Genomic DNA, 22,142 nt, shown 5'->3' with positions numbered 1-22,142 from the left:
TCCGAGCCTCTGGCTCGAATCGGAAGGTCGTCCGTAACGCCATTGCACGTACGAGCCAGCGGCTCGAAGCCAGTAGGCAGCGCGTCAGAGACGCGCGCCAGCCTGTTGATGCGTAACGTCAGATACTAAAATTGATTAGCTGCGCGGTAGAGATGCTTCGACAAGCTCAGCATGAACAGCTGTTTTACTATTGAAGCTGTTTGCTGACGTGCTGCTGCCTAGAGTACGAACGTCATAATGGAGTGGGCAGCGGCGGTGGTCTTGGCAGCCTGGCCGGCGAGGCGGAGCTGGAAATCCAGGGGCTTGTCGGTCTGGTTCATCACCACTACAGCTAGGCTGCCGTCGGGGTTGCGGAAGGCGGTGGTTTGCAGCACGTCGCGGTTGGCGGCGGCGCCGATGCGCTTGGCGCCGGGGCGGATGAACTTGGAAAAGTGGCCGATGTAGTAGTAGGCGTTGGTGTAGATGAGCTTGCCGGTGCGGGTGTCGCCGATGATGGGGGCGTAGCAGAAGTTGCCCACGTGGTTGGGGCCGCCGGTTTCATCCAGCAGCACGTTCCAGTCGGTCCAGCCCACGGTGCCGGCGTTGAAGTCGCCAATCATCGACATGCCGTACTTCTCGCCCAGGTCCCAGCGGTCTACCTTGGCAAACTCGAATTTTTCGAGGCAGCCTTCGGTGAAGAGCAGGTTTTTGTCGGGGTAAGTTTCGTGCACGCGGCGCACGTTGTCGAAGAGCATGGCGCTGCCGGTCCACGTCTCGTACCAGTGGTAGCCGATGCCCCACACGTATTTGGCCGCCTCGGGGTCGTCGAGTACGGCGGCGGCCCGCTGGGTCAGCAGGTCGCGGTTGTGGTCCCAGGCAATGAGCTTTTTGCTGCCCAGCCCGGCCTTGTCCAGCGTGGGCCCGAGGTAGCCTTTGATGAAGTCCCGTTCCTCCTCGCCGGTATAGATGCAGGATTCCCAGCTCTGGGTGGCCATGGGCTCGTTCTGCACGCTCAGGCCCCAAATAGGAATACCCAGCTTCTCGTAGGTCTGGATGAACTTTACGTAATAGTCGGCCCAGGCCTGACGGTAGGCGGGCAGCAGCTTGCCGCCCTTCAGCATCGAGCCCGAGTCCTTCATCCAGGCCGGCGGGCTCCAGGGTGTTACGTACATGGTGAGCTTGCCGCCGGCCGCCGCCTGCGCCTGCTTGATGAAGGGAATGCGAAACTGCTCGTCGTGCTTCACACTGAAGGTTTTCAGCGTCTTGTCGTTGTCGGCCACGTAGGTGTAGCTGCCGCTGGCAAAGTCCGAGCTGTGGATGCTGGTGCGGGCCAGGGTGTAGCCGATGCCGGCCGTGGGGCTATAGTAGGCTTGCAGCAACTCCTGCTGCTGGACCTTGGGCAGCTTGGCAAAGGTTTCGGCCGAGGCATCCGTCAGCGCCCCGCCAATGCCAAGCATGGTTTGAAACGAGTGGTTGGGGTCGACAAAAACGCAGACCTGGGTTTCAAGCGGCTGGCCGGCGGGCGTGAAGGCCAGCTTTTCGCCAGCTGCTAGGCGCTGGCTGGTGCCGGCCACGGTGGCGTACACCTGGGCCGTTTTGCCCGCCACCGAGTAGGCAGCCGTAGCGGGACGGGCGGTAGCGGGTTTCGACTTCGGCTGCTGCGCATTGGCCCCGAAGCCAAGCACGGAAAGCAGGAGGACGGATGGGATTTTGGAGGACATATCGGAAAAATTGGTGCAGCGTAAAAGCTGACTAGTGTGGGGGACGGGCGAAGGGTGCGGCGTCAAAAAAAAGCTGCGTGCGCAAGCTTTGAGCCTAAGCAAATGTAGCCGGCCGCGTCGTTAGGTATTCAGGTGGAAAATGGCTTTAGAGGCTGCGAAATGATTTATAGCGGTTGCTGATACACGTACAACACACGTTGCAAGGCGGCGGCTGGGCCGGCAGGTGCCCCAATGGCCCTTTGCCAACCCAGCCGCCGCTTGCTTAAAAAACAAGTGAAAAAAAGTGGCTGCCGAACCCGCCCGGCCCGGCCGCCCCCGCGCTAGTGCGCCACCACGACGCGGCGCACCAGAGTGCCTTCGGTGGTGCCCACGCGCAGCAGGTAGATGCCGGCGGCCAGGGTGCCGACGGGTAGCGTGAAATGGTTGTTGCCGGCCGTTACGGGGCGGAGCTGGCTGCTCAGCACCCGGCCGGTCAGGTCGCGCACGCTCAGGCTGAGCGACTGCGCGGCCGCAGCGTTGTAGTCGAGCCGCACTTCTTGGTTGGCCACGGTGGGGTACACCTGCAGGCGGGCATCGGCGGAACTGCCGGCCGGCACGGTGGCCAGGGCCGTGCGGGCCGCGCCCTGGTCGCTGAACCACCAGCGCTGGTTATCGGTCCCGGACCAGTCCCACTGCTGCACGGCAGCGCCGTCGGCCAGGGCGGCGCTGGGTACATCGAGCACCTTGCCGCTGTACTTGCTCTGGATGCGGTAGGTGCCGTCGGATTGCTGCTGCACCAGCCACGCCTGGCTGTCGTTGTTGCTCCAGTCCCACTGGTGCACCAGGGCGCCGTTGGCCGTGGAGGGCCCGGCAATGTCCAACGACTTGTTGCTGTTCACGTTCACCAGGCGCACGTAGCCGCCGCCCATGTCCACCGTCTTCCACTTCTGGTTGGCGGCACTCACCCAGCCCCACTGCTGCACGCGGCCGCCGTTGGCCGTCGACGAAGCCGCTACTTCCATAGCTTTGCCGCTGTGCTTGGCGCTGATTTCAAAGACGCGACCCAGCGGAATGTTGCTCACGCCGGCGGGTGGCGTGCTGCCGCCGGTACTCCACCTATAAGTGGCCAGGGCGCCGGCCGGCAGGGTGTAGTTGAAGGACTGGCCGTTCCACTGCACCTTGAAAGTGCTGGCCGAGCTGCCGTTATTGAGCGCAATGAGGACTTTGCTGCCGTTGGGATTCCGGAAAGCCACGGTTTCGATGCCGCCGGCGTTGGAGGTGGAAGCAATGCGCAGCGCGCCGGCATCCACAAACTTGCTGGCGTGGCCCAACACGTAGTATTCCACGTTTTTGGTTACGGCCCCGGTGCCGTTGTTGATGGTGACGACGCCGCGGCAGGTGGTGCAGCCGCCGTTGGTAGGGCCGTTGTTCTGGTCCAGGGCCAGGTTCCACTCCAGCACGGATTTAGCCCAGTTGCGGGTGTTGCCGATGAGGATGTTTGAGGCGTGCCATTTCAGGTCGCCGGCAAAGTTGCCCCCGGCCGAGCCCGACACCTCCGTAAACCAGATGTCCTTGCCGGGGTAAGCATTATGCACCGCGGTTTGGTTGGCGATGCCCGCAGTTGGGGAGTAGCCGTGGAAGGCCGACCCAGCCGCGTACTGCGCCGCCGCCGCGTCGGCAAAAATCTCGTTAGGGTAGTCGGGCCGGTCCCAGTTGTGGTCGTACACAATGAGCTTGGTCGTGATTTTGGCCGCCTGGAAGGCCGGCCCGATGTTATTTTTCAGGAACGCGGCCTGGTTGCCGGCGTCCATGCGCATGGCCATGTAGGGCGCGGCATACAGCGGCTCGTTTTGCAGCGTCACGGCGTACACCGGCAGGCCCTGGCCGTTGTAGGCCTGCACGTATTTCACGAAGTAGTTGGCGTAGGCCTGGTACCAGGCCGTGCTCAGCCAGCCGCCGCCGCGCAGGTTGTAGGTTTCCTTCATCCAAGCCGGGGCGCTCCACGGCGAGCCCATGATTTTCAGGCTGGGATTGCGGGCGTAGGCCGCCTTCAGCATGGGCACTACATCAACAAGGTCGTTGGCGATGCTGAAATTGACCAGATTGGGGTCGGTCTGTCCCTGCGGCCGGTCGTTGTAAGTGAAATCTCCCTGCGCCGAAAAATCGGAGCCGCCCATGGTGTGGCGCAAAAAGCCCAGCCGGATGCCCCCGCTGCCAAACAGGTCGTTGAGCAGGGCGTCGCGCTGGCCGGTGTTCATGCGCCGGTTCAGCAGGAAGGCCGAAGAGCCGGTCATCGACGCCCCGAAGCCGTCCATGCTCTGGTAGGTCGTGCCTTCGTTCACGGTGATGGTGGTGCCCACCCCCGGCGCCGAGGAGCTGAAGCTGACGTTGGCCTGCGGCTGGAGCAGCTTGCTCTGGTCGCCGGTGGTCAGCCACACGCTCACCGGCTCGTTGGCCAGCGGGGCGGCGGGCCGGGAGGCGCTCAGGGGCAGCAGGGCCAGGGCGGCGGCCAGCAGAGAATACAGCGGTCTGGAAAGCTTTTTCATGAATTGTGGGGATTTTGGGTGAAAAAATTCAGAAGAAAAAAGCAGTTGGCAAACCAGACACTCTCGAGCACGCCGGGCCAGTCAACAATGAATCAAGGCATTGTGAGAAAAAGAAAACAGTAAGTTGAAACTCAAAAGCAGGTAGCGGGAGGGCCGGCGCTCAGGTCACTTCCCGTGGTTTCGGCTACCAGATGTAGGTGCCCACGGCCCCGCCGTAGAGCGCCGTAGATGCCATCTTGCCCTTGAACTGAATGTTAAAGGTTTGCAGGGCGCTGCCGTTGTTGAGCACCATCAGCACTTTGCGGCCATCGGGGCGCACGTAGGCCACGTTTTGCAGGTTGCCGGGCACGTTGGTGCCCACGCGCACGCTGCCGGGCCGCACAAATTTGCTGGCGTGGGCCACGGTGTAGTAGGCGGGGTTGCGCGTCACGGCATTGCCCGCGATGGTTACCGCCCCGAGGCATTCGGTGCAGCCGCCGGAGGTATGCGGGCCGTAGCTGGCGTCGTTGGCCAGGTTCCACTCCAGCACGTTGCGGCTCCAGTTGCGCGGCGCCCCGATAATGAGGTTATCGACGTGGTAGCGCAGGTCGCTGGCGAAAGAGCCCGGTGCCTGGGTCCACTGCTCGGTGAAGTAGATGCTTTTGTCGGGAAAGGCATTGTGCACCTGGCTCAGCGCGCTAATGCTGCCGCCGTAGAGGTGAAAGGCCGAGCCGTCCACATAGGGCCGGGCCGCCGCGTCGCTGAGTACGGCGATGGGGTAGTCGGGCCGGTCGGCGTTGTGGTCGTAGGCAATGATTTTGGTTTTCAGGCCCGCCGCCGCAAAGGCGGGGCCCACGTGGTTCTTGATGAAGTCGGTCTGTTCGGCCGCCGACATGAGCATGCTGGGTTCGTTGCCACCGTAAAGCGGCTCGTTTTGTAGGGTAACGGCGTCAATGGGAATGCCCTCGGCGGCCATGCCTTGCACGTATTTCACAAAATAGCGGGCATACGCCGCGTAATACTCGGGGCGCAGGCTGCCGCCAATGGGGTTGCCATTGGTCTTCATCCAGGACGGAGCCGTCCAGGGCGAGCCCATGATTTTGATGTTGGGGCTCAGGGCCAGAATTTCCTTGAGCACGGGAATAAAATGCTCGCGCTCGGGTTCCAGGCTGAACTGGACCATGTTCACGTCGGTCTGTCCGCCGGGCAGGTCGTTGTAGGTATATACCCGTTCGCTGAGGTCGGAGGCGCCGATGCTCACGCGCAGGTAGCTCACGCCCAGCCACGTACTATCGGTGGCAAACAGCTCGCGCAGCAGGGCCGCGCGCTCCGGGGCGCCCATGCGGCTCAGCACCTGAGTACTGCCGCCCGTGAGGGTGTAGCCAAAGCCGTCCATCGTCTGGAACCGCTGGGTGGTATCGACGGCGATGATGGGGTTGGAGTTGGCGGCGGCGTTGAAGTTCAGTACCACGCGCTGCCGGGCAAAGAGCGACGACTTGTCGGCGTTGGTCACCCAGGCCGCAATCTGGGAGGAGGCCAGCGGCGGCGGCGGCAACACTACCACGGGAGGAGTGGGGCCGGGCTTGACCTCGCCTTTTTCCTTGCAGCCCCCGGCCGCAAGCAGCAGCAAGCCGCTGGCAACAAGTAAGGTTCGGGTAGGTAGAAGCATCGTGAAATTCATAAAATCAAGTGTTCGTTCAGAAATAGAAAAGTTGTTATTTGCTTAATATTCATTATTGGTCAAAGAGTTATACCTGCGTTAGCAACCGATAACTAAAAACGGACAACTCCTGGAATTCATGTGGGAAGTGCCGCGGCCCAAAGGCGGCGCCCGCTACCAGCGTGGGCGCCGCCCCGGCCGGTGGCCTTATTCTACCACCACGCGGTGGCGGCTCAACTGCTGGCCCACGCGCAGCGTGACCAGGTAGGGGCCGGCGGCGAGGTTTTGCAGGGAGGCCAGGGCAACTTCGTGACGGCCGGCGTTCTGGGTGGCGTTCACCAGCGACAAAGACTTTTGGCCCAGGCTGTTGTACACTTCCACCGTTACGGGCTGGGCGCTCACGGGCACGGTGTAGGCCAGGCGGCTGGCGGCGGCAACGGGGTTGGGGTAGGCGGCGGCCTGCAGGGCGGGGGCGCTGCCGGTGCGGGTGGCCAGCGCGGTGCTGTTCACCTGGTAGGTGTAGAACTGGTCGCCGGCAATGGCCGTGAAGTCGGGGTCGATGCCGAGGGCGGTGGTGCGGCCGGCAATCTGGGGCAGCACGTCGGAGTTGAAGCTGCGGAAGTCGTCGATGTAAGCCGCCATCATGCGGAGGTTGCTGCCCGTGGCTAGCCCGCCGAGGGCCGACAGTGGAATTTCAAGCTCCCAGCCGGTGCTGGTGTTGGCGGCCACGCTGCCCGTTGCGCTGGTTTGGAAGGCCGTTTTGGCGCCGGCGGGGTCGTTGGCATCCGTGGTCAGTGTGCCGTCTTTTTTGCCCGCACCCATCCCGATTTCATTGTAGCCGTTGGCGCCCGGCGCTACGGTGTAGTCTACCCGGCTGAGGTAAATCGCATTCTCGTTGGGTCTGCCGAAGGGTGAGGTGGTGAGGCGGAAGCCGTAGTCAACGGGCATGTCCAGGGTAGGGCGCTGCCGCAGCGACTCGCGGCCGCCGTTGCCGTCGTTGCTGCTGCCGGGCAGGCGGGTACCGGCCGCGATGCCCGTTTTGTTGGGCACGTCCAGGTAAAACAGCATCGAGTTGTAGCCATCAATTTCGGGCGAAGCCACCACCATGATGTTTAGGGTTGTGGCCGTGACGCCCACGTATAGGTCTTTCAGGCCGCGGTCGGCAATGGAGTGGGTGCCCGTGTAGGTGCCCAGCAGCTGGTACTTGCCTGTACCGGTGCCAACTTCGGTCGGCGAGAGAGTGCCGTCAACCGTGAACTGCGCCTGGGCGCTCAGCGAAGAAAGTGCCAGCGCGGCGAGAGCGGAAAGGGTAAAATACTTTTTCATGGGAACTTGAAAAATGTGAAAAATGTGAAAATGGGGGAACTTGAAAATTGGGAAAAATGAGTTGAAATAACCGGCCGGGGCCAGTGAAAAAAACTTACCAGACGTAGGTGCCGACGGCCCCGGCCGGGAGCGTAGCGCGCAGCTGCCGCCCCAGGTGCCGGATGGCAAATGACTGGTCCGCAGTGCCTTCATTGATAACGATGAGCACCCGCGACCCATCGGGCGCCCGGAAGGCCACGTTCGGTAAGGTGGCCGGGGCATTGGAGGCAAGGCGGACGCTGCCGGGCCGCACAAACTTGCTGGCGTGGGCGATGATGTAATAGGCCGGGTTGCGGGTTACGGCGTTGCCGGCCAGGGTCACGGCGCCCAGGCACTCGGTGCAGCCGCCGGGCGTGTGCGGGTTTTGCTGCGGGTCGGCGGCCAGGTTCCATTCCAGCACGGTGCGGCTCCAGTTGCGGGTGGCCCCGATGACCAGGTTTTTGGTGTGCCAGGCCAGGTCGCCGGCAAACTTGCCGGGCGCGCCAATCCACTGCTCCGTGAAGTAGATGCTCTTGTCGGGGTGCGCGTCGTGCACCTGGCTTAGGGCCTCAATGGGGCCGGCATAGAGGTGAAACGCCGAACCGTCCACGTACTGCCGCGCCTCCTGGTCGTTGAGAACGGTGATGGGATAGTCGGGCCGGTCGGCGTTGTGGTCGTAGGCAATAATTTTGGTGTCGAGCCCGGCCTTCCGAAACGTCGGCCCCAGGCTTTGTTTGATGAACCCGGCCTGCTGCCCGGCCTGCATCAGCAGGCTGGGGTTGTTGCCGGGGTGCAGCGGCTCGTTCTGAATGGTAATGGCGTCGATGCGTACGCCTTCGGCCTTCATTTCCTGGATGTAGTGCACGAAGTAGCGGGCGTAAGCATCGTAGAACTCCGGTTTCAGACTGCCGCCTTTGCTCGCGCCGTTGTCCTTCATCCAAACGGGGGGCGACCACGGCGAGCCCAGGATTTTGATATTGGGATTAACGGCCAGAATCTCCTTCAGCACCGGCAGCAGGTGCTCGCGGTCGGGCGCCAGGCTGAATTTGGCCAGCGTCGGGTCCGTCTCGCCCGCCAGCAGGTCGTCGTAGCTGAACACCCTTTCGTCCAGGTCCGACGCCCCGATGCTCAGGCGCAGGTAACTCACCCCGATGTCATTGCCCGCCGTGCCGAACAGCTCGCGCAGCAAGGCCGTGCGTTCGGGCGCGCCCATGCGGTGCAGCAGCATGGCGCTGCCGCCCGTGAGGCAGTAGCCGAACCCGTCGATGGGCTGAAAAAGCTGTTGCTCATCCACCTCAATAACCGGCCCCGCTCCGGCCGTCGCGCCGAAAGCCAGCGTGCCCGGCTGCCGCTGAAACAGGCTCTTCTGGTCCGGTGTGGTGAGCCAGAGCGTTGCCCGTGCCGTTGTGCGCGCCGTCGGGGCGCTCTGGCGGGCGGTTTTCTGCGCGCAGCCATCAAAAGCCAGCAGCGTCAGGCTCAGAAATAGAATACGGCGGGAGAACAAGGACATGGATGGTTTGAAATCAGTAAGTAAATGGGCAGTCAGTCAGATTTTTATCGAAAGGATAACAATCAAGGAGTGGTGTAGAAGCAATCGTATTCTATCCGTTTGTCATGCTGAGCGCAGCCGAAGCATCTCGCTCGCCTCGTTGAAGCGGCCCAACGAAGCGAGCGAGATGCTTCGACAAGCTCAGCATGACGGTTTTTTGCTGCGGTTACTGTTGAGCGAGTGCTTAAAAAAAAAGTCGTCCCAGGGCAGGTACTGTCTTGGTTCCCACCTGCTTCCCTGCCCCGAAACGACCACACCCTAGTACCCGGGATTTTGCAGAATCTGAGTGTTGGTGTTCAGCTCGCCCAAGGGAATGGGAAACAACAGGTAATTCACGTCGCGCTGGCCCTGCCGCTGCTGGGCAATCAGGTCGAGGGCCGTCACGGCGTGGGCGCCGGCCTCGGCCTGGTTGTGGCGGGCGTAGCGCAGCAGGTCGAACCACCGTTCGCCTTCAAAAGCCAGCTCCAGGCGACGCTGGCGGTCGATTTCGTTGCGCAGCGACTGTTTGGTAGCGGCCTGGGCCGATGCGGGGGTGAGGGCCGCGAGGCCCGCGCGCTGACGCACCAGGTTGAGCCGGGCCAGGGCGTCGCCGGTGGGGCCGCTGAGCTCGTTGGTGGCTTCGGCGTACATCAGCAGCACGTCGGCGTAGCGCAGCACGTAGTAGTTGTCGGGGCTGTTGAAGCCGTTGGGGTTGCTGGGCCACTTGTACACGAAGGGGCCGTCGTCGTTGCTGTTGCCGCGGCCGCCGTCCACGTAGCTGCCGTGGTCGCGGCCGGCATTGGTTTTGCCCTGGAAGCGCCAGCGCAGGTCGTTCACCGTGTCGGCGTAGGCGAGCAGCTCGGCGGTGGGAATGTTGAACTTCGGAAACGAGAAAGTAGCGGGCGGCGAAGGCAGCAGCAGGTCGGGCAGAATGTTGGACGTGCCGCCGTCGGGGTTGCCCGCGTACTGCACCTCAAACACCGATTCCGACTTGTTATCAGCCGGAAACAGCGACTTGAAGCTGCCCGCCAGCGCGTAGCCGCCTCCGCCGGTGATAACCTGATTGGCCGCTGCCTGGGCCGCCGCCCAGTTGCGCTGCGTGAGCTGCACCCGCGCCAGCAGCGCGTTCACCGAGCCCTTGCTGGCCCGCGTGGCGTTGGCGGTGGGCGTGAGGCCGGCGGCTTCGGTCAAGTCGGCTACTACCTGCTGGTACACCTGCTCGCTGGTGGCGCGGGGCAGGTTGAGCACGGCCGGGGCACCGCTTTCGGTGGGTTCCAGGCGCAGGGGCACGCCGCCGTAAAGCTTCACCAGATTGAAGTAGGAGAGGGCGCGCAGAAAGCGGGCTTCGCCCAGAATGGAGTTTTTGCGGGCCTCCACCATGCGCAGGGCGGGCACGTACTTGAGCACGGCATTGGCCCGGTTGATGGCGATGTAGGCTTCGCGGTAAATGTTATTGACCTGACTAGTAGTCGGAGTCCAGGCAATTCTTTCCATCGCGGCCACGTCGCCGTTGGTGCTCGTGCAGTTGTCGGAGGGCATCTCGCCCACCACGTTGAGTTCCTGGGCATAGGCGCCCGTGCCCTGAATGCCGTCGTAGGCGGCCGTGAGGGCGGCCTCGGCATCGTCGGCGGTCTGGAAGAAGTTGGCCGGCGAAATACTGGGCAGCGGGTCCTTGTCGAGCACGTTGCAGCCCGCGAGCAGGGCCAACGCAAAAAGGGAAGTTGTGAGCTTTTTCATGGGAAGGGGAAGGCTAGGCGCGGAGCTTAAAAGGAAGCGTTGAGGCCCACCGTGTAGGTGCGGGCCTGCGGGTACACGCCGAAGTCGCGGCCCAGGCCCGTGGTGGAGAAGGGGTCGGAGCTAACCTCGGGGTCGTAGCCGGAGTAATCGGTCCAGGTGATGAGGTTTTGGCCGGTCACGTACAGGCGCAGGCTGCTGATGGCCGCCCGCTTGGTCAGCGTCACGGGCACGTTGTAGGCCAGGGTCAGGTTTTTCAGGCGCACGTAGGAGCCGTCTTCCAGGAAGCGGTCCGAGTAGCGGGCGTTGCCGTTGGGGTCGTTGCGCACGGCGCGGGGCACGTTGGTATTCGTGTTGGTCGGGGTCCAGCGGTCGAGCACAGCCGTCGACTGGTTCAGCGGGTCGCGCAGGCCCTCAATGGTTTCGCGGTTCTGATTATAGATGTCGTTGCCAAAGCTGCCCTGAAAAAATACGCTTAATTCCAGCCCTTTAAAACCAAAGGTGTTCGTGACGCCGGCCACCGCCTCGGGGTTGGGGTTACCGATAACCGTGCGGTCCTTTTCGTTGATGACGTTGTCGTTGTTCAGGTCCCGGAAGCGGATGTCGCCGGGCGCGGCGTTGTCCTGCCGGGCCGCCTGCGCGATTTCGTCCTGCGATTGAAAGATGCCCTGCACCTGGTAGGCGTAGAACACGCCCAGGGGCTGGCCCACCAGCGTGAAGCCGTTGCCGCTGGGCAGGCGGCGGTCTATTTGCTCGCCGGTTTCGTTCACCACTTTGCCCAGGTCCAGCACCTTATTGCGGTTCATCGACACGTTGAAGTTGGTCGACCACGTAAAGGCATCCGCGTTCGTACCTCTCAGGTTGATGGTGTTCAGGCCCAGCTCCAGGCCGCGGTTCTGCACGGTGCCCACGTTCTGCAATATTTCCAGGCTTTGGGCACCGGTGCTCAGCGGAATACTCACCAGGGTAAGCAGGTCTTCGGTGCGCTTGTGGTAGGCGTCCAGCGTCAGCGTCAGGCGGTCGCCGAGCAGGCCCAGGTCCAGGCCGGCGTTGTACTGGTAGGTGGTTTCCCACTTCACGTCGGCGTTGCCGATGCTGGAAGGCGCGATGCCGGGCAGCACCGTGCTGCCCGCGCCAGGGTAGCTAAAGCCCACCGCATAGAGCGGAAAGCGCTGGTAGGTATAAAACTCCTGGTTGCCGTTGGCCCCGAAGCTGCCGCGCAGCTTCAGCTCCGACACAGCCTGAGTTTGCGGGAAGAAACGCTCCTTCGAGATGCGCCAGCCCGCGCTCACGGCCGGGAAGTAGCCGAACTTCTGGCCGTCGGCAAAGCGGCTGGAGCCGTCGGCCCGCATGCTCACCGTGGCCAGGTAGCGGCCGTCGTAGTTATAGATGGCCCGGCCGAAGAAGCTCAGCAGGCCCCACTGGTCCTGGTAGCTGCTGGGCTTGGTGAACACCGACACGCCCGAGAGGTAGGGCACGCCGTTGGACGGGTAGCCTGAGCCGGCGGCACTCGACGTAAACCGGTCCGACTCCTGCATCGACTCGCCGACCAGCAGCGTCAGGTTGTGCTTTTCGCCCAGCTCGGGGTTGTAGGTCAGGGTATTTTCCTGGAGCCAGATAACCTGCTGGTTGGTGCCGGTGCGGCCGCTACCACGGGTTTCGGGCTGCGAGTTGGACGTGCCCGGATAGTCGCGGGTGATAAACTCGTTTTCAATCTGGCTCCGGAAATCGATGCCAATGGAGCTGCGCAGCGCCAGGTTCCTGAGCAGGTCCAGCTCGCCGTACACGTTGCCAATTACCTGGTAGATGTTGGCCTTATTACTGGTTTCCAGTAGGTTTCCAACGGGGTTGTCGAAGTTCTGAAACGGATTGGTGCCATAGGTGCCGTCGGCATTGCGCACGGGCACGGTGGGCGCCTGGGCCAGCGCGCCCAGCACGGTGCCCGAGTTGCCGATGCCTTTTTCGCTGCGCACGCTGCCGTTGGTCATCGTGCGGCTCAGGTTGAGCGTGGTGCCCGCCCGGAAGCGCTGCCCCAGCTCCTGGTCCAGATTAATCTTGAAGTTGAACCGGTCGAAACCCGAATTCAGGCTGATGCCGTCCTGCTTGAAATAGCCACCCGACAGGTAGTAGCGGGTTTTATCGGTGCCGCCGCTCACGTTGAGCTGATAGTTCTGAATGGCCGCCGAGCGGTAAATCTGGTCCTGCCAGTCGGTATCGGCGGGCAGGTTGTTGAGGTCCGCAAAGCCCGGCGCCAGGCCCGCGTTGGTTTGCGCCTCGTTGAAGTACTCGGCAAACTGCCGGGCGTTGAGCAGGTCGAGCTTCTTGCGCAGCGTTTGCTGGCCGTAGTAGGCGCTGAAGCCCACCACGGCCGTGCCCACCTTGCCGCGCTTGGTCGTAATCACCACCACGCCGTTGGAAGCCCGCACGCCGTAGATGGCCGCGCCGGCACCGTCTTTCAGGATGGTAATATCCTCGATGTCATTAGGGTTCAGGGCATTCAGCGGGTTGGGGCGCTGGTTGCCCACGGCTAGCTCCTGGTCGTAGGTAGGCAGAATGGGAATGCCGTCGATAACGTACAGCGGCGAGGCGTTCAGGCTCACCGTGCTGTTGCCCCGAATGCGCACGTTGATGCCCGCGCCGGGTGCCCCCGACGGAGCCGTTACCTGCACGCCAGCCGCCTGCCCCTGCAAAGCCTGGTCGAAGCCCGCCACCGGCTGCCGCTCAATGGCTTTGGCATTCACCGAGCTCACGGCCGTGGTTAGCTCCGTGCGGGTTTGGGTACCGTAGCCCACCACCACCACTTCGCTCAGCTTCTCCACGTCTTCCTGCAAAGTCACTGCCAATGCCCCCGACGAAGCCGAAACCACGGCAGTTTGGGTAACAAAGCCCACAAAGCTGAACACCAGGGTGCTGCCTTCGGGCGCCGTAATCACGAAACTCCCGTCCGAATTGGTGCTGGTGCCCGTGCTGGTACCTTGCACCAGCACAGTCACGCCGGGCAGGCCCATACCGTTGGGTCCCACCACGCGGCCCGACACCGGCACATCGGCCACCGCACTAGCGGAGCGGGGAGCCGTACTTGTGCTTTGGGCGTTGCCGGTCACGATGAAGTAATCCTCGCGCAGCTTTTTGAAGCCCAGGTCGGCGGCGGGCAGCACGGCACTTAGCCGCGTTTCGAGCGTGGCCACGCCGGTAGGCCGGGGCACGCGCTTGTTGCCCACCAGGTTGCTTTCGTAGAAAATAGTGACGTGGTAGTCGTTTTCCCACTGCTTAAGCAGGTCCTTGAGCGACACCGTTTCGGTGCTGGCCGGCGTCTGAAGCCGCTGCGCGGAAGCGAGTAGTTGGGCCGACGCCGACGCGGGCACCTGCAGGGCGCCCAGCAGCAGCACGCCGGCTGCGAGCCCGGCCGGCCGGGTATAACGACTGCCCTTGCGAGTAGGGGTGTTCATAGGGAATTATTTTGAAGAGGTGGGACGGGGGGAAGCAGATTGGTCGGATAAGGTGATGCGGTTGCCTACGCGGGCGGCTTTGAGGTGGAAGGCTTCCTCCAGGGCCAGCAGCAGCACGTCCAGGTCGCGCACCGGAATGGTGCCCGTCACTTTGCGCTGGTTCAGCTCGGGGCTTTCCACCACCACCTCAATGCCGTAGGTGTCCTGCAGGCGGGTGACCATTTCGGCAATGGTCGTTTCGTCGAGTACCAGTCGGGCGTCTTTCCAGGCGGCGTAGGGGGCGGTGCGCACGGTTTTGTGCACCAGGGCGGTAGGTTGGGCGTCGCGGGTTTCCACCAGCTCGCCGGGCTTCATGATGACGTCGGCCACCGCCGGGTCGTCGAAGTTCACCCGCACCTTGCCCGAAAGCAGCACCACGCGGGCCTGGTCGCGGCGCCGGTTCACGGTGAACTTGGTGCCGAGCACCTCCACGCTAAACCCGGCCTGGGTGTGCACCACGAAGCGCTGGTGGTTGGGCTGGTGCTGCACCGAAAAATACCCTTCGCCATCCAGCCACACTTCGCGGGGCTTATCTGCCGTCCATTGGGCGGCATAGCGCAGTTTGGAGTGGCCATTCAGGGTTACTTCCGAGCCGTCGGGCAAGCGGATATTCTGGGTCTGGCCGTAGTTGGTGGCCGTTTCTATCGGGGCTACGGTGCGCTGCGAATACAGCAGCCAGCCGCTGCCGGCCACCGTGCCGGCCAGCGCGGCGGCCGCGGCCCAGCGCCGCCACATCGGGCTGGGCTGCGCCACGGGCAGGCGCGGCCGGCCAAATGCCAGGCGCTGGTGCAGGCTGCTGAGCAGCACCTCGTAGTCGGGCTCGTCCAGTGCCCCAGCCGGGGCGGGGGCCGCCGCTAAATCGTCCCAGCGCCGGTGCATCCATTCGCGGGCCTTGGCCTCCGTGGCCGGGTTGGTAAGCCATTCGCCCACGGCGGCCGTTTCGGGGCCGGAAACATTGCCCTGCACGTAGCGGGCCAGCATTTCTTCGGTAATCGGTGTCTGCATGTAATTCAGGAGGAGAGTAGCAGTGAAGCAAGTTGCCGGACCGGTTTCCGATGAAGAAAACCCCGTGCGGGCCACCTATTTTTTGCAAACGATTGGTCAAAAAGCCGCAATCGTTTGCAGTACTACACCGCAAGCGGCCTGCACCCTTACTCCCCCTGAAAAAATAATTTTTAGACTGCCCCCACTGCCAGCAGCAGCAGCAGGCTCAGTACCTCACTGCCGTGGGCCCGGAAAAACGCCCGCAAGAACTTGAGCGACTGCATTATCTGCGCCTCCACGGTCTTCACCGACAGGTTTAGCTGCTGGGCAATTTCGGGGTAGGTGAGGCCCTGTTGCCGGCTCAAAATAAAAATTTGCCGCCGCTTGGGGGGCATTCGCTCCAGGGCTGCCAGATACAGCGCCTCCATTTCCGAAAACTCGGCGCTGTTGGTGGCCACGCCGGGCACCAGGGTGGCCAGATGCGTTTGAAAGCGCAGGTGGTGCTGGTTGCGCCGCAGCTGGTTGAGAATGGCGTGGTGCGCAATGGTAAACAGATAGCCCTTGAGCGGCACGTCGTCGCGCAGCTCCTGCCGCTTCTCCCAGATTTTGAGAAAACAGTCCTGCACGGTTTCCTCGGCCTCTACCCGCGACTTGAGGTAGCTGTAGGCAAACCGGTAAACCAGGGCACTGTAATGCCGAAACAGGGCGTCGAACGCCCGCTCGTCGTCCAGCTTCAACTGCCGGATGCAGTCCGGTTCCGAGAAATCACGCGCTATTTTCAATGGTTCCGGCTTCAGGTTTCTAAAAGTAGCAGAAAGCTGGAACCTACGCGCCTTGTTGCCCGCAACACTGGAAATATCGCCACCCGAAAACCTCGTCTGTAATGGCCCGGCACCACGCCTCGGGTTGAACTATCAGCTTTCGGCTTGGAGCTTGCAGCTCGCTACTGCTTGCTGATTTTGAACTCGGTGTTATACGTTGGGCTGCTGATGCGCACCACGTACAGGCCGGGCTTGAGGACCGCCACATCGAGGGTGTGCAGCTCGCCGGCCGGCCCGCAGGTTTTGCTTAGCACCTGGCGGCCGGCGGTGTCCAATACCACCAGGCGGTGGGTTCTCAGGCCCGCTGGCACCGGGTAGCTCAGGGTGCCGGCTACCGGGTTGGGATAGGCGCCGAGAGCAGCCGCCGCGCGGGCCGGGCCGGTGGCCAGGGGCGTGCCCACGGCGCCCTGGTCGCGGAACCCCCAGCGCTGGTTGTCGGCACTGGCCCAGGTGCTTTGCTGCACGCCGGCCCCGTCGGTGAGGGCTGCATTTCTTATTTCCAAAGCCTTGTTGCTGAATTTATTGATAACGCGATACGTGCCGTCGCCGTTGCCCAAAATCTGCCAGTACTGGCTGTCTGTCAGCAGGTTTTGCCACTGGTGCACGAGCGCGCCGTTGGCGGTGGAAGGGCCGTCGATGTCCAGCGACTTCCGGCTGTTGCGGTTCACGATGCGCACGTAGCCGTTGCCCGTTTCCACCAGCTCCCACTGCTGATTGGGGGCCGTCGCGCCCGCCACCTGCTGCAGCCGGGCACCGTTGGCCAGCGAGCCGTTTTCAACTTCGAGGGCCTTGCCGCTGTGCCTGGCGCTGATTTCATAGTTCCGGCCCACGGCCGGGCCGGTGTAGCCCGCCCCGGCCGTGCCCAGGTAGTTGCCGCCGTCGGGGTAGTTCACCAGGCCGTTTTGGAGGGGCGACACGGCGGCCAGCGTGTTGTTCGGCACGCAGTTGGCGAATAGGATATTGGTCAGCACCTGCGGTAGGGCCGACTGCCCGTCCACGATGTAGGGCGGGTTGATGCGCAGCAGGGCGGCGTTGTTGTTGGCATCGAAGCGCTTATACGTCCAGTGGCAGGTGCCGATGCCCACCGAATTGAGGTTGCGGCCGGCTTCCTGCATCCAGCCGTTGGTGTTTTCGCCGGTTTCGCCCACCCAAATCGGTACATCGTTTTCGGTCCGAAACCGGGTGAGGTTGCCGATGGTGCGCAAGCTGTTTGGGTTGTTGGGTTCCGAGGAACTCACATTGTTATCCAGCAGGTAGCCGGTGCCGCTGTAGCGGTGCGAATTGTACACCAGGTTGGCGGTGTTGGTGAAGTTGCGCTTCTCCATAAAATTATAATCGTTGCCAAAGCCATTGCCTTCCAGTAGCAGCAAATGGTTGTCGCTCTCGGCCCGCACCGTGTTGATTAGCCGCTGAAACACGTCCCGAATCTGCTGGTTGCTGGGCACGTGGTTCGGCTCGTTGATGAGGTCGTACATGGCCACGCGGGCGTCGTTCTTGTAGCGCCGGGCCACGCTGGCCCACAGCCGGTTGGTCACGTCCTGGTTGATGGGGTTGTTCCAGAAATCGAGGGGTATCAGCGAATCGGCAATGTTGGCATCGGTGCCCTGCGAGCCCGGCGCGGCGTGCAGGTCCAGCACCACGTACAGCTGGTTGGCCGCGCACCATTCCAATACCCGGTCTATCATCCGAAACGCCTCCATGTTGGCCGGGTCCACAAACAGCTCGTTGGCATTATTCCAGGCGCTGAGCGCGCGTACATAGTCGGCGTAGGTGGTGGTGCCGCGCAGCACGGCATTGCGCACGGCCCGCTGGCCGGGCGTCAGAAACAGGTCGTAGTGCAGCGGCAGCCGGATGCAGTTAAAGCCTTGCGAAGCAATGAAATCAATATCAGGTTTGGTGATGAAATTGTCGCGGTAGCTCTGGTAGAAGGCTTCCACGGCGGCATCGCTCATGCCCGCGTTGTAGAGCGTCTGCTTCACGGCGCCCTGCGTTTGCTTGCCGTTGATGCCGCCCCAGCCGGGCTTCAAAATGTAGCCTTCCTGCAAGGCCCACCCGCCCAGGTTCACCCCGTTCAGGATGACTTCTTGGTTGCTGGCATTCACGATTTTGGTACCGCTGGCCCGCAGGAAGCTCTGGGCCGCAGCTGGCCCGGCCCAACCGCTCGCAACCAGGAGCAGCACCGCCACAAGAAAGCGCCAGCGGTAGGCAAACGGCACCTGGAACCGGAAAGGGGTAGACCTGCTCATGCGGCGATTGTAGTTTAGTAGAAAGGAATAAATACGGACCAGCCAAGGCAAATGTAGCCGTAGCGCACCCGAAAAACTGACTCGAAAAAGGCTTTCACGGCCCTAAAATCGATGCTTTCGGGTTTTTGCATACACTTACGGCACACGCAAATAATCCTCTTATCGGCCCTGCCGCGTCGCTGGCAGTTGTTCGTTAGACCCCGCCCACATTGGTTAAAAAACACGTGAAAAATGGGAATCAGGGGCAATACATTGCCTTCTTCTCGCCCGATTTTAATGTATGTGGCTGCCCCATTACTCAGAGCTAGAACCTATTGCCTCTGGGCCCGACACCGACGCGGGCGTTAGAATAGCCACCGCAGAGGAAGGTGCAAACGCAAAAATTCCCAGAGCGAGGCCCTGGGAATTTGCTGTAGAGAAAGGATTCGAACCTCTAATTTTACTAGCGAGATAGGCTAGCGCGTCTGCCAATTCCGCCACCCCACATTGTGTTTCTGCTGCAAAGTTACCAACACATTGTGCTTATCAGATACAAATGGTCAGTATTATATTATTTTTAACAGCTTGAAAATAAGTGTAATCTATGCAAAAACACGGAGGCTTCATCCACGCTTAACCCCTCTTATTTAAATTAAACGCAGCTTTCTAATTCAAAAACGGCCAATTTATCTTTGATAGAAAAAAGAGCAAAATTAGTGATTGAAAACCTCCCGCGCAAAATCATCCATCTGGATATGGATGCATTTTATGCTTCGGTAGAGCAGCGCGACAACCCCGAGCTGCGCGGAAAGCCGGTGGCGGTGGGCGGGGCGCGGGAGCGGGGCGTGGTGGCTGCGGCCAGCTACGAGGCCCGGCAATTCGGCGTGCGTTCGGCCATGCCTTCCACCACGGCCTTGCGCAAGTGCCCGGCGCTGGTATTCGTGCCGCCCCGCTTCCACGTCTATAAAGAAGTGTCGCGGCAGATTCGGGCCATTTTCGCCGAGTACACCCCGCTCATCGAACCCGTTTCCCTGGATGAGGCCTACCTCGACGTCACGCACAACCTTAAAGAGCTGGCCTCGGCCACCCAGATTGCCAGGGAAATCCGGGCTAAAATCTTTGAGCAAACCCAGCTAACCGCCTCAGCTGGCATTTCCTATAATAAATTCCTCGCCAAGGTGGCTTCCGACTACCGCAAGCCCAACGGGCAGTTTGTGGTGCGGCCGGAGCAGGGCCCGGATTTCGTAGCCGGCCTGGCGGTGGGCAAGTTCCACGGCGTGGGCCCGGTAACGGCGGCCCGCATGAACCAGCTCGGGATTTTCACCGGGGCCGACTTGCGGGAGCAGAGTGCCGGGTTTCTGCACCAGCAGTTTGGCAAAGCCGGGCATTATTACTACGCCATTGCCCGCGCCGAGGACCACCGCCCCGTGGTGGCCGACCGCCAGCGCAAGTCGGTGGGCTCCGAAACCACCTTCGCGCAGGATTTGACGGAGTTTCCGGATTTGTTGGTGGGCCTGCGTCCTTCCATCGAGGAAGTGTGGGACTTCTGCCAGCGCACCGGCATCCTGGGCCGGACCATTACCCTGAAGGTGAAATTCGCGGACTTCCAGCAAATCACGCGCAGCCGCAGCAGTCCGGGACCCATTCCGAGCCTGGCCGTGTTGGAACGCAGCTGCCGGGAACTGGTCGAGGGCCTGTTTCCGCTGGCAAAGGGCGTGCGCCTGCTGGGCGTGTCCCTTTCCAACCTCAGCACCGGCCAGGCGGTTGCCGGCCCCGCCGCCGCAGGCAAGCAGCTCACGCTGAGCTTCTGATTTTTCGGCGGTGAGCGGAGGATGGTGCGTCTGGAAATGCAACCAAATTTTCCGCAACCTTATCCCGTACATTTCGACTTTAGTAACAATTATTGGTGCGATTCTGGTTAAGCAAACGTCGGGCTTAGCCCTCGCCCCAGCTCCCGCACGGTATTTCGCCCCAGCGGCTTCCCTTTTCCTTCTAATATCCTCTTTGCATGCAAGCTCCCCGATTTAAGGCTGGATTAATTGCTTCGCTGGCCCTGTTGGGGCTGGCTTCGTTTTCGGTGTACCAGGGCACGCCGCCGCGCGACCAGGTGGTGCTCGGCGTGATGCTGCAAGGCCTCACCGTGGCCCACTACCAGCCCGAAAAGCTGGACGACCAGTTCTCGCAGCGTGTGTTTGATACCTACCTCAAGCGGGTAGATGTGAACAAGCAGCTGCTGCGTGCCCCCGAAGTAGCCCAGCTGCGGCAGTACCAAACCCAGATTGACGACCAGCTCAAGGCCGGCACCCACGAGTTTCTGGACGTAACCAGCCAGCTGCTGAGCAAGCGCACCGTGGAAATTCAGGCCCTGTACCGCGAACTCCTGGCCAAGCCCTTCGACTTTTCGGTGCAGGAAAACTGGGAAACCAACCCCGAAAAGGCCGTGTACGCGGCCAACGCGGCCGACCAGCGCGAGCAGTGGCGCAAGCTGCTCAAGTACCAGACCCTGGCCCAGCTCTCGGAGCTGATGGACGCGGAAGCCGCCAAAAAGGATAAGCCTCTGGCCGCCACTAAAGCCAGCGCGGCCACCAGCACCACCACAGCCCTGCCGCGCACCGACGTGGAGCTGGAAGCCGAGGCCCGCAAGCGCGTGCTCAAGTACTACAACGATGCGTTTGCCGACCAGCTGAAAAGCGACGCCGATGACCGGCTGGCCGCATTCGCCAACGCCATTGCCAACACTTACGACCCGCACACCGAATATTTTGCGCCCCTGGTGCGCGACAATTTTGATATTACCATGTCGGGCCGCCTCGAAGGCACCGGCGCACAGCTGCAGCAGGACGCCGGGCTGTTGAAAGTGACGGACATCGTGGCTGGTTCGGCTTCCTTCCGGCAGGGCGAGCTGAAAGTGGGCGACATCATTTTGCGCGTGGCCCAGGGCGCCGCCGAGCCGGTGAACGTGGAAGGCATGCGGTTCGATAAGGCCGTGAAGCTCATTCGCGGTCCCAAGGGCACGGAGGTGCGCCTCACGGTGCGCAAGCCCGACGGCGCCATCATCATCATTCCCATCATCCGCGACGTGGTGGTGATAGAGGAAACCTACGCGCAATCGGCCGTTATCAAGCGCGATGGCCGCAACTACGGCTACATTCACCTGCCCAGCTTCTATGCCGACTTTGGGGGCAAAGGCGGCCGCAGCAGCGCCACCGACATCAAAGCCGAGCTGGCCAAACTCCAGCGGGAAAACGTGGCCGGCGTCATTCTCGACCTGCGCTACAACGGCGGCGGCTCGCTGCAGGACGCCGTGGCCATGGGTGGCCTCTTTGTGCCCACTGGCCCCATGGTGCAGGTGAAAACCGGCCGGGGCAAGGCCCAGCCGCTGGCCGATAAAGACCCGCAAGTGCAGTACGGCGGCCCGCTGGTAGTGCTCGTGAACAAGTACAGCGCCTCGGCGTCCGAGATTTTGGCTGCCGCCATGCAGGACTATCGCCGGGGCATCGTGATGGGCAGCACCACCTACGGCAAAGGCACCGTGCAGCAGGTGTTTGACCTCGACAATGCGGTGTCGCCCGAAGCAAAGGCCCTCACGCCCCTTGGCTCGCTCAAGCTCACGGTGCAGAAGTTTTACCGTGTCAACGGTGGCTCCACCCAGTTCAAGGGCGTGGTGCCCGACATCACGCTGCCGGATGCCCTGACCTCCTTTGCCAAAGGCGAGCAGGAAACCGACTACCCGCTGCAGTGGGACGAAATTGCCTCGGCGGCTTACCAACCCACCAACACCTTGCCGGCCGTGGAAAAGCTGCGCACCGCCAGCGCAGCCCGCGTAGCCGCCAGCCCCGGTTTCCGCCTCATCACCGAAGCATCCGACCGGGCCACCGAGCGCCGCAAGCAAACCAGCCTCTCGCTGAACCTGGCCACCTACCGCGCCACTCAGCAGCAGGCCCGCGTCATCAACAAGCAGCAAACCGCCGCCCAAAATGCCCTGCCCACGCTCGATATCGCCCAGCTCCAGGCCGATGCCAGCACCGCCAGTAGCAGCGACTCGACGGCCGCGAAGCGCCTCGCCCGGTTTCTGAAGCCGCTGCGCAAAGACGCTGCCCTGGCCGAAGCTGTAGCCGTAATCGGCGACGGGTTGTAGAAGCTGAGCGTTCGAT

The 22,142-nt window shown here is 62.2% G+C and carries 12 protein-coding genes and 1 tRNA gene; 2 read left to right on the top strand and 11 right to left on the bottom strand.

The genetic code is table 11. The features are described from left to right. Nucleotides 1–218: 218 nt before the first annotated feature. From GM79_RS07935 to GM79_RS07885, 11 genes are all read right to left on the bottom strand, one after another. Nucleotides 219–1,700 carry a glycoside hydrolase family 30 protein gene (locus tag GM79_RS07935; RefSeq protein WP_035561901.1) on the bottom strand — a complete coding sequence of 494 codons (1,482 nt, stop codon included), beginning with the start codon at nt 1,698–1,700 and terminating at the stop codon, nt 219–221. Between the two features lie 320 nt (nt 1,701–2,020). Further along, nucleotides 2,021–4,225 (bottom strand): RICIN domain-containing protein, encoded by a 2,205-nt coding sequence (locus GM79_RS07930; protein ID WP_051718645.1) that lies wholly within the window; start codon nt 4,223–4,225, stop codon nt 2,021–2,023. Nucleotides 4,226–4,409: 184 nt separating this feature from the next. Further along, nucleotides 4,410–5,873 (bottom strand): glycoside hydrolase family 30 protein, encoded by a 1,464-nt coding sequence (locus GM79_RS07925; RefSeq protein WP_152559898.1) that lies wholly within the window; start codon nt 5,871–5,873, stop codon nt 4,410–4,412. Nucleotides 5,874–6,071: 198 nt separating this feature from the next. Beyond that, nucleotides 6,072–7,190 carry a T9SS type A sorting domain-containing protein gene (locus GM79_RS07920; protein WP_035561896.1) on the bottom strand — a complete coding sequence of 373 codons (1,119 nt, stop codon included), beginning with the start codon at nt 7,188–7,190 and terminating at the stop codon, nt 6,072–6,074. A 94-nt stretch (nt 7,191–7,284) separates the two neighbouring features. Beyond that, the gene (locus GM79_RS07915) at nt 7,285–8,718 is read right to left on the bottom strand and encodes a glycoside hydrolase family 30 protein (RefSeq protein WP_035561894.1); all 1,434 of its coding nucleotides are present in this window, start codon (nt 8,716–8,718) and stop codon (nt 7,285–7,287) included. A 297-nt stretch (nt 8,719–9,015) separates the two neighbouring features. Next, the gene (locus GM79_RS07910) at nt 9,016–10,473 is read right to left on the bottom strand and encodes a RagB/SusD family nutrient uptake outer membrane protein (protein WP_035561892.1); all 1,458 of its coding nucleotides are present in this window, start codon (nt 10,471–10,473) and stop codon (nt 9,016–9,018) included. Nucleotides 10,474–10,499: 26 nt separating this feature from the next. Beyond that, entirely contained in the window at nt 10,500–13,919 is a 3,420-nt protein-coding gene (locus GM79_RS07905; RefSeq protein ID WP_051718644.1) for a SusC/RagA family TonB-linked outer membrane protein, read from the bottom strand. A 6-nt stretch (nt 13,920–13,925) separates the two neighbouring features. After that, the gene (locus GM79_RS22830) at nt 13,926–14,963 is read right to left on the bottom strand and encodes a FecR family protein (protein ID WP_051718643.1); all 1,038 of its coding nucleotides are present in this window, start codon (nt 14,961–14,963) and stop codon (nt 13,926–13,928) included. 170 nt (nt 14,964–15,133) lie between these two features. Continuing rightward, a complete protein-coding gene (locus tag GM79_RS07895; RefSeq protein WP_051718642.1) occupies nt 15,134–15,724 on the bottom strand; it encodes an RNA polymerase sigma-70 factor in 591 nt (196 codons plus the stop codon). A gap of 161 nt (nt 15,725–15,885) precedes the next feature. Further along, nucleotides 15,886–18,009 carry an RICIN domain-containing protein gene (locus GM79_RS22825; protein WP_081867624.1) on the bottom strand — a complete coding sequence of 708 codons (2,124 nt, stop codon included), beginning with the start codon at nt 18,007–18,009 and terminating at the stop codon, nt 15,886–15,888. Between the two features lie 410 nt (nt 18,010–18,419). Continuing rightward, nucleotides 18,420–18,495 (bottom strand) — tRNA-Asp (locus GM79_RS07885). 209 nt (nt 18,496–18,704) lie between these two features. Here GM79_RS07885 and dinB point away from each other — a divergent pair. After that, complete coding sequence (gene dinB / locus GM79_RS07880) at nt 18,705–19,799, top strand: DNA polymerase IV (protein WP_035561889.1); 1,095 nt, start codon at nt 18,705–18,707, stop codon at nt 19,797–19,799. Nucleotides 19,800–19,996: 197 nt separating this feature from the next. Next, the gene (locus tag GM79_RS07875) at nt 19,997–22,126 is read left to right on the top strand and encodes a carboxy terminal-processing peptidase (RefSeq protein ID WP_035561886.1); all 2,130 of its coding nucleotides are present in this window, start codon (nt 19,997–19,999) and stop codon (nt 22,124–22,126) included. The last annotated feature ends 16 nt before the right edge of the window (nt 22,127–22,142 follow it).

The organism is Hymenobacter sp. IS2118 (assembly GCF_000715495.1).
GTDB lineage: Bacteria > Bacteroidota > Bacteroidia > Cytophagales > Hymenobacteraceae > Hymenobacter.
The sequence above is the reverse complement of the archived record's forward strand: the minus strand, read 5'-3'. Positions and strand labels throughout refer to the sequence as shown.

Coding starts and splice junctions, on each gene's coding strand:
- GM79_RS07920 (WP_035561896.1), bottom strand. CDS start 7,190: ATGAAAAAGTATTTTACCCTTTCCGCTCTCGCCGCGCTGGCACTTTCT.
- GM79_RS22830 (WP_051718643.1), bottom strand. CDS start 14,963: ATGCAGACACCGATTACCGAAGAAATGCTGGCCCGCTACGTGCAGGGC.
- GM79_RS07925 (WP_152559898.1), bottom strand. CDS start 5,873: ATGCTTCTACCTACCCGAACCTTACTTGTTGCCAGCGGCTTGCTGCTG.
- GM79_RS07875 (WP_035561886.1), top strand. CDS start 19,997: ATGCAAGCTCCCCGATTTAAGGCTGGATTAATTGCTTCGCTGGCCCTG.
- GM79_RS07905 (WP_051718644.1), bottom strand. CDS start 13,919: ATGAACACCCCTACTCGCAAGGGCAGTCGTTATACCCGGCCGGCCGGG.
- GM79_RS22825 (WP_081867624.1), bottom strand. CDS start 18,009: ATGAGCAGGTCTACCCCTTTCCGGTTCCAGGTGCCGTTTGCCTACCGC.
- GM79_RS07935 (WP_035561901.1), bottom strand. CDS start 1,700: ATGTCCTCCAAAATCCCATCCGTCCTCCTGCTTTCCGTGCTTGGCTTC.
- GM79_RS07910 (WP_035561892.1), bottom strand. CDS start 10,473: ATGAAAAAGCTCACAACTTCCCTTTTTGCGTTGGCCCTGCTCGCGGGC.
- GM79_RS07930 (WP_051718645.1), bottom strand. CDS start 4,225: ATGAAAAAGCTTTCCAGACCGCTGTATTCTCTGCTGGCCGCCGCCCTG.
- GM79_RS07915 (WP_035561894.1), bottom strand. CDS start 8,718: ATGTCCTTGTTCTCCCGCCGTATTCTATTTCTGAGCCTGACGCTGCTG.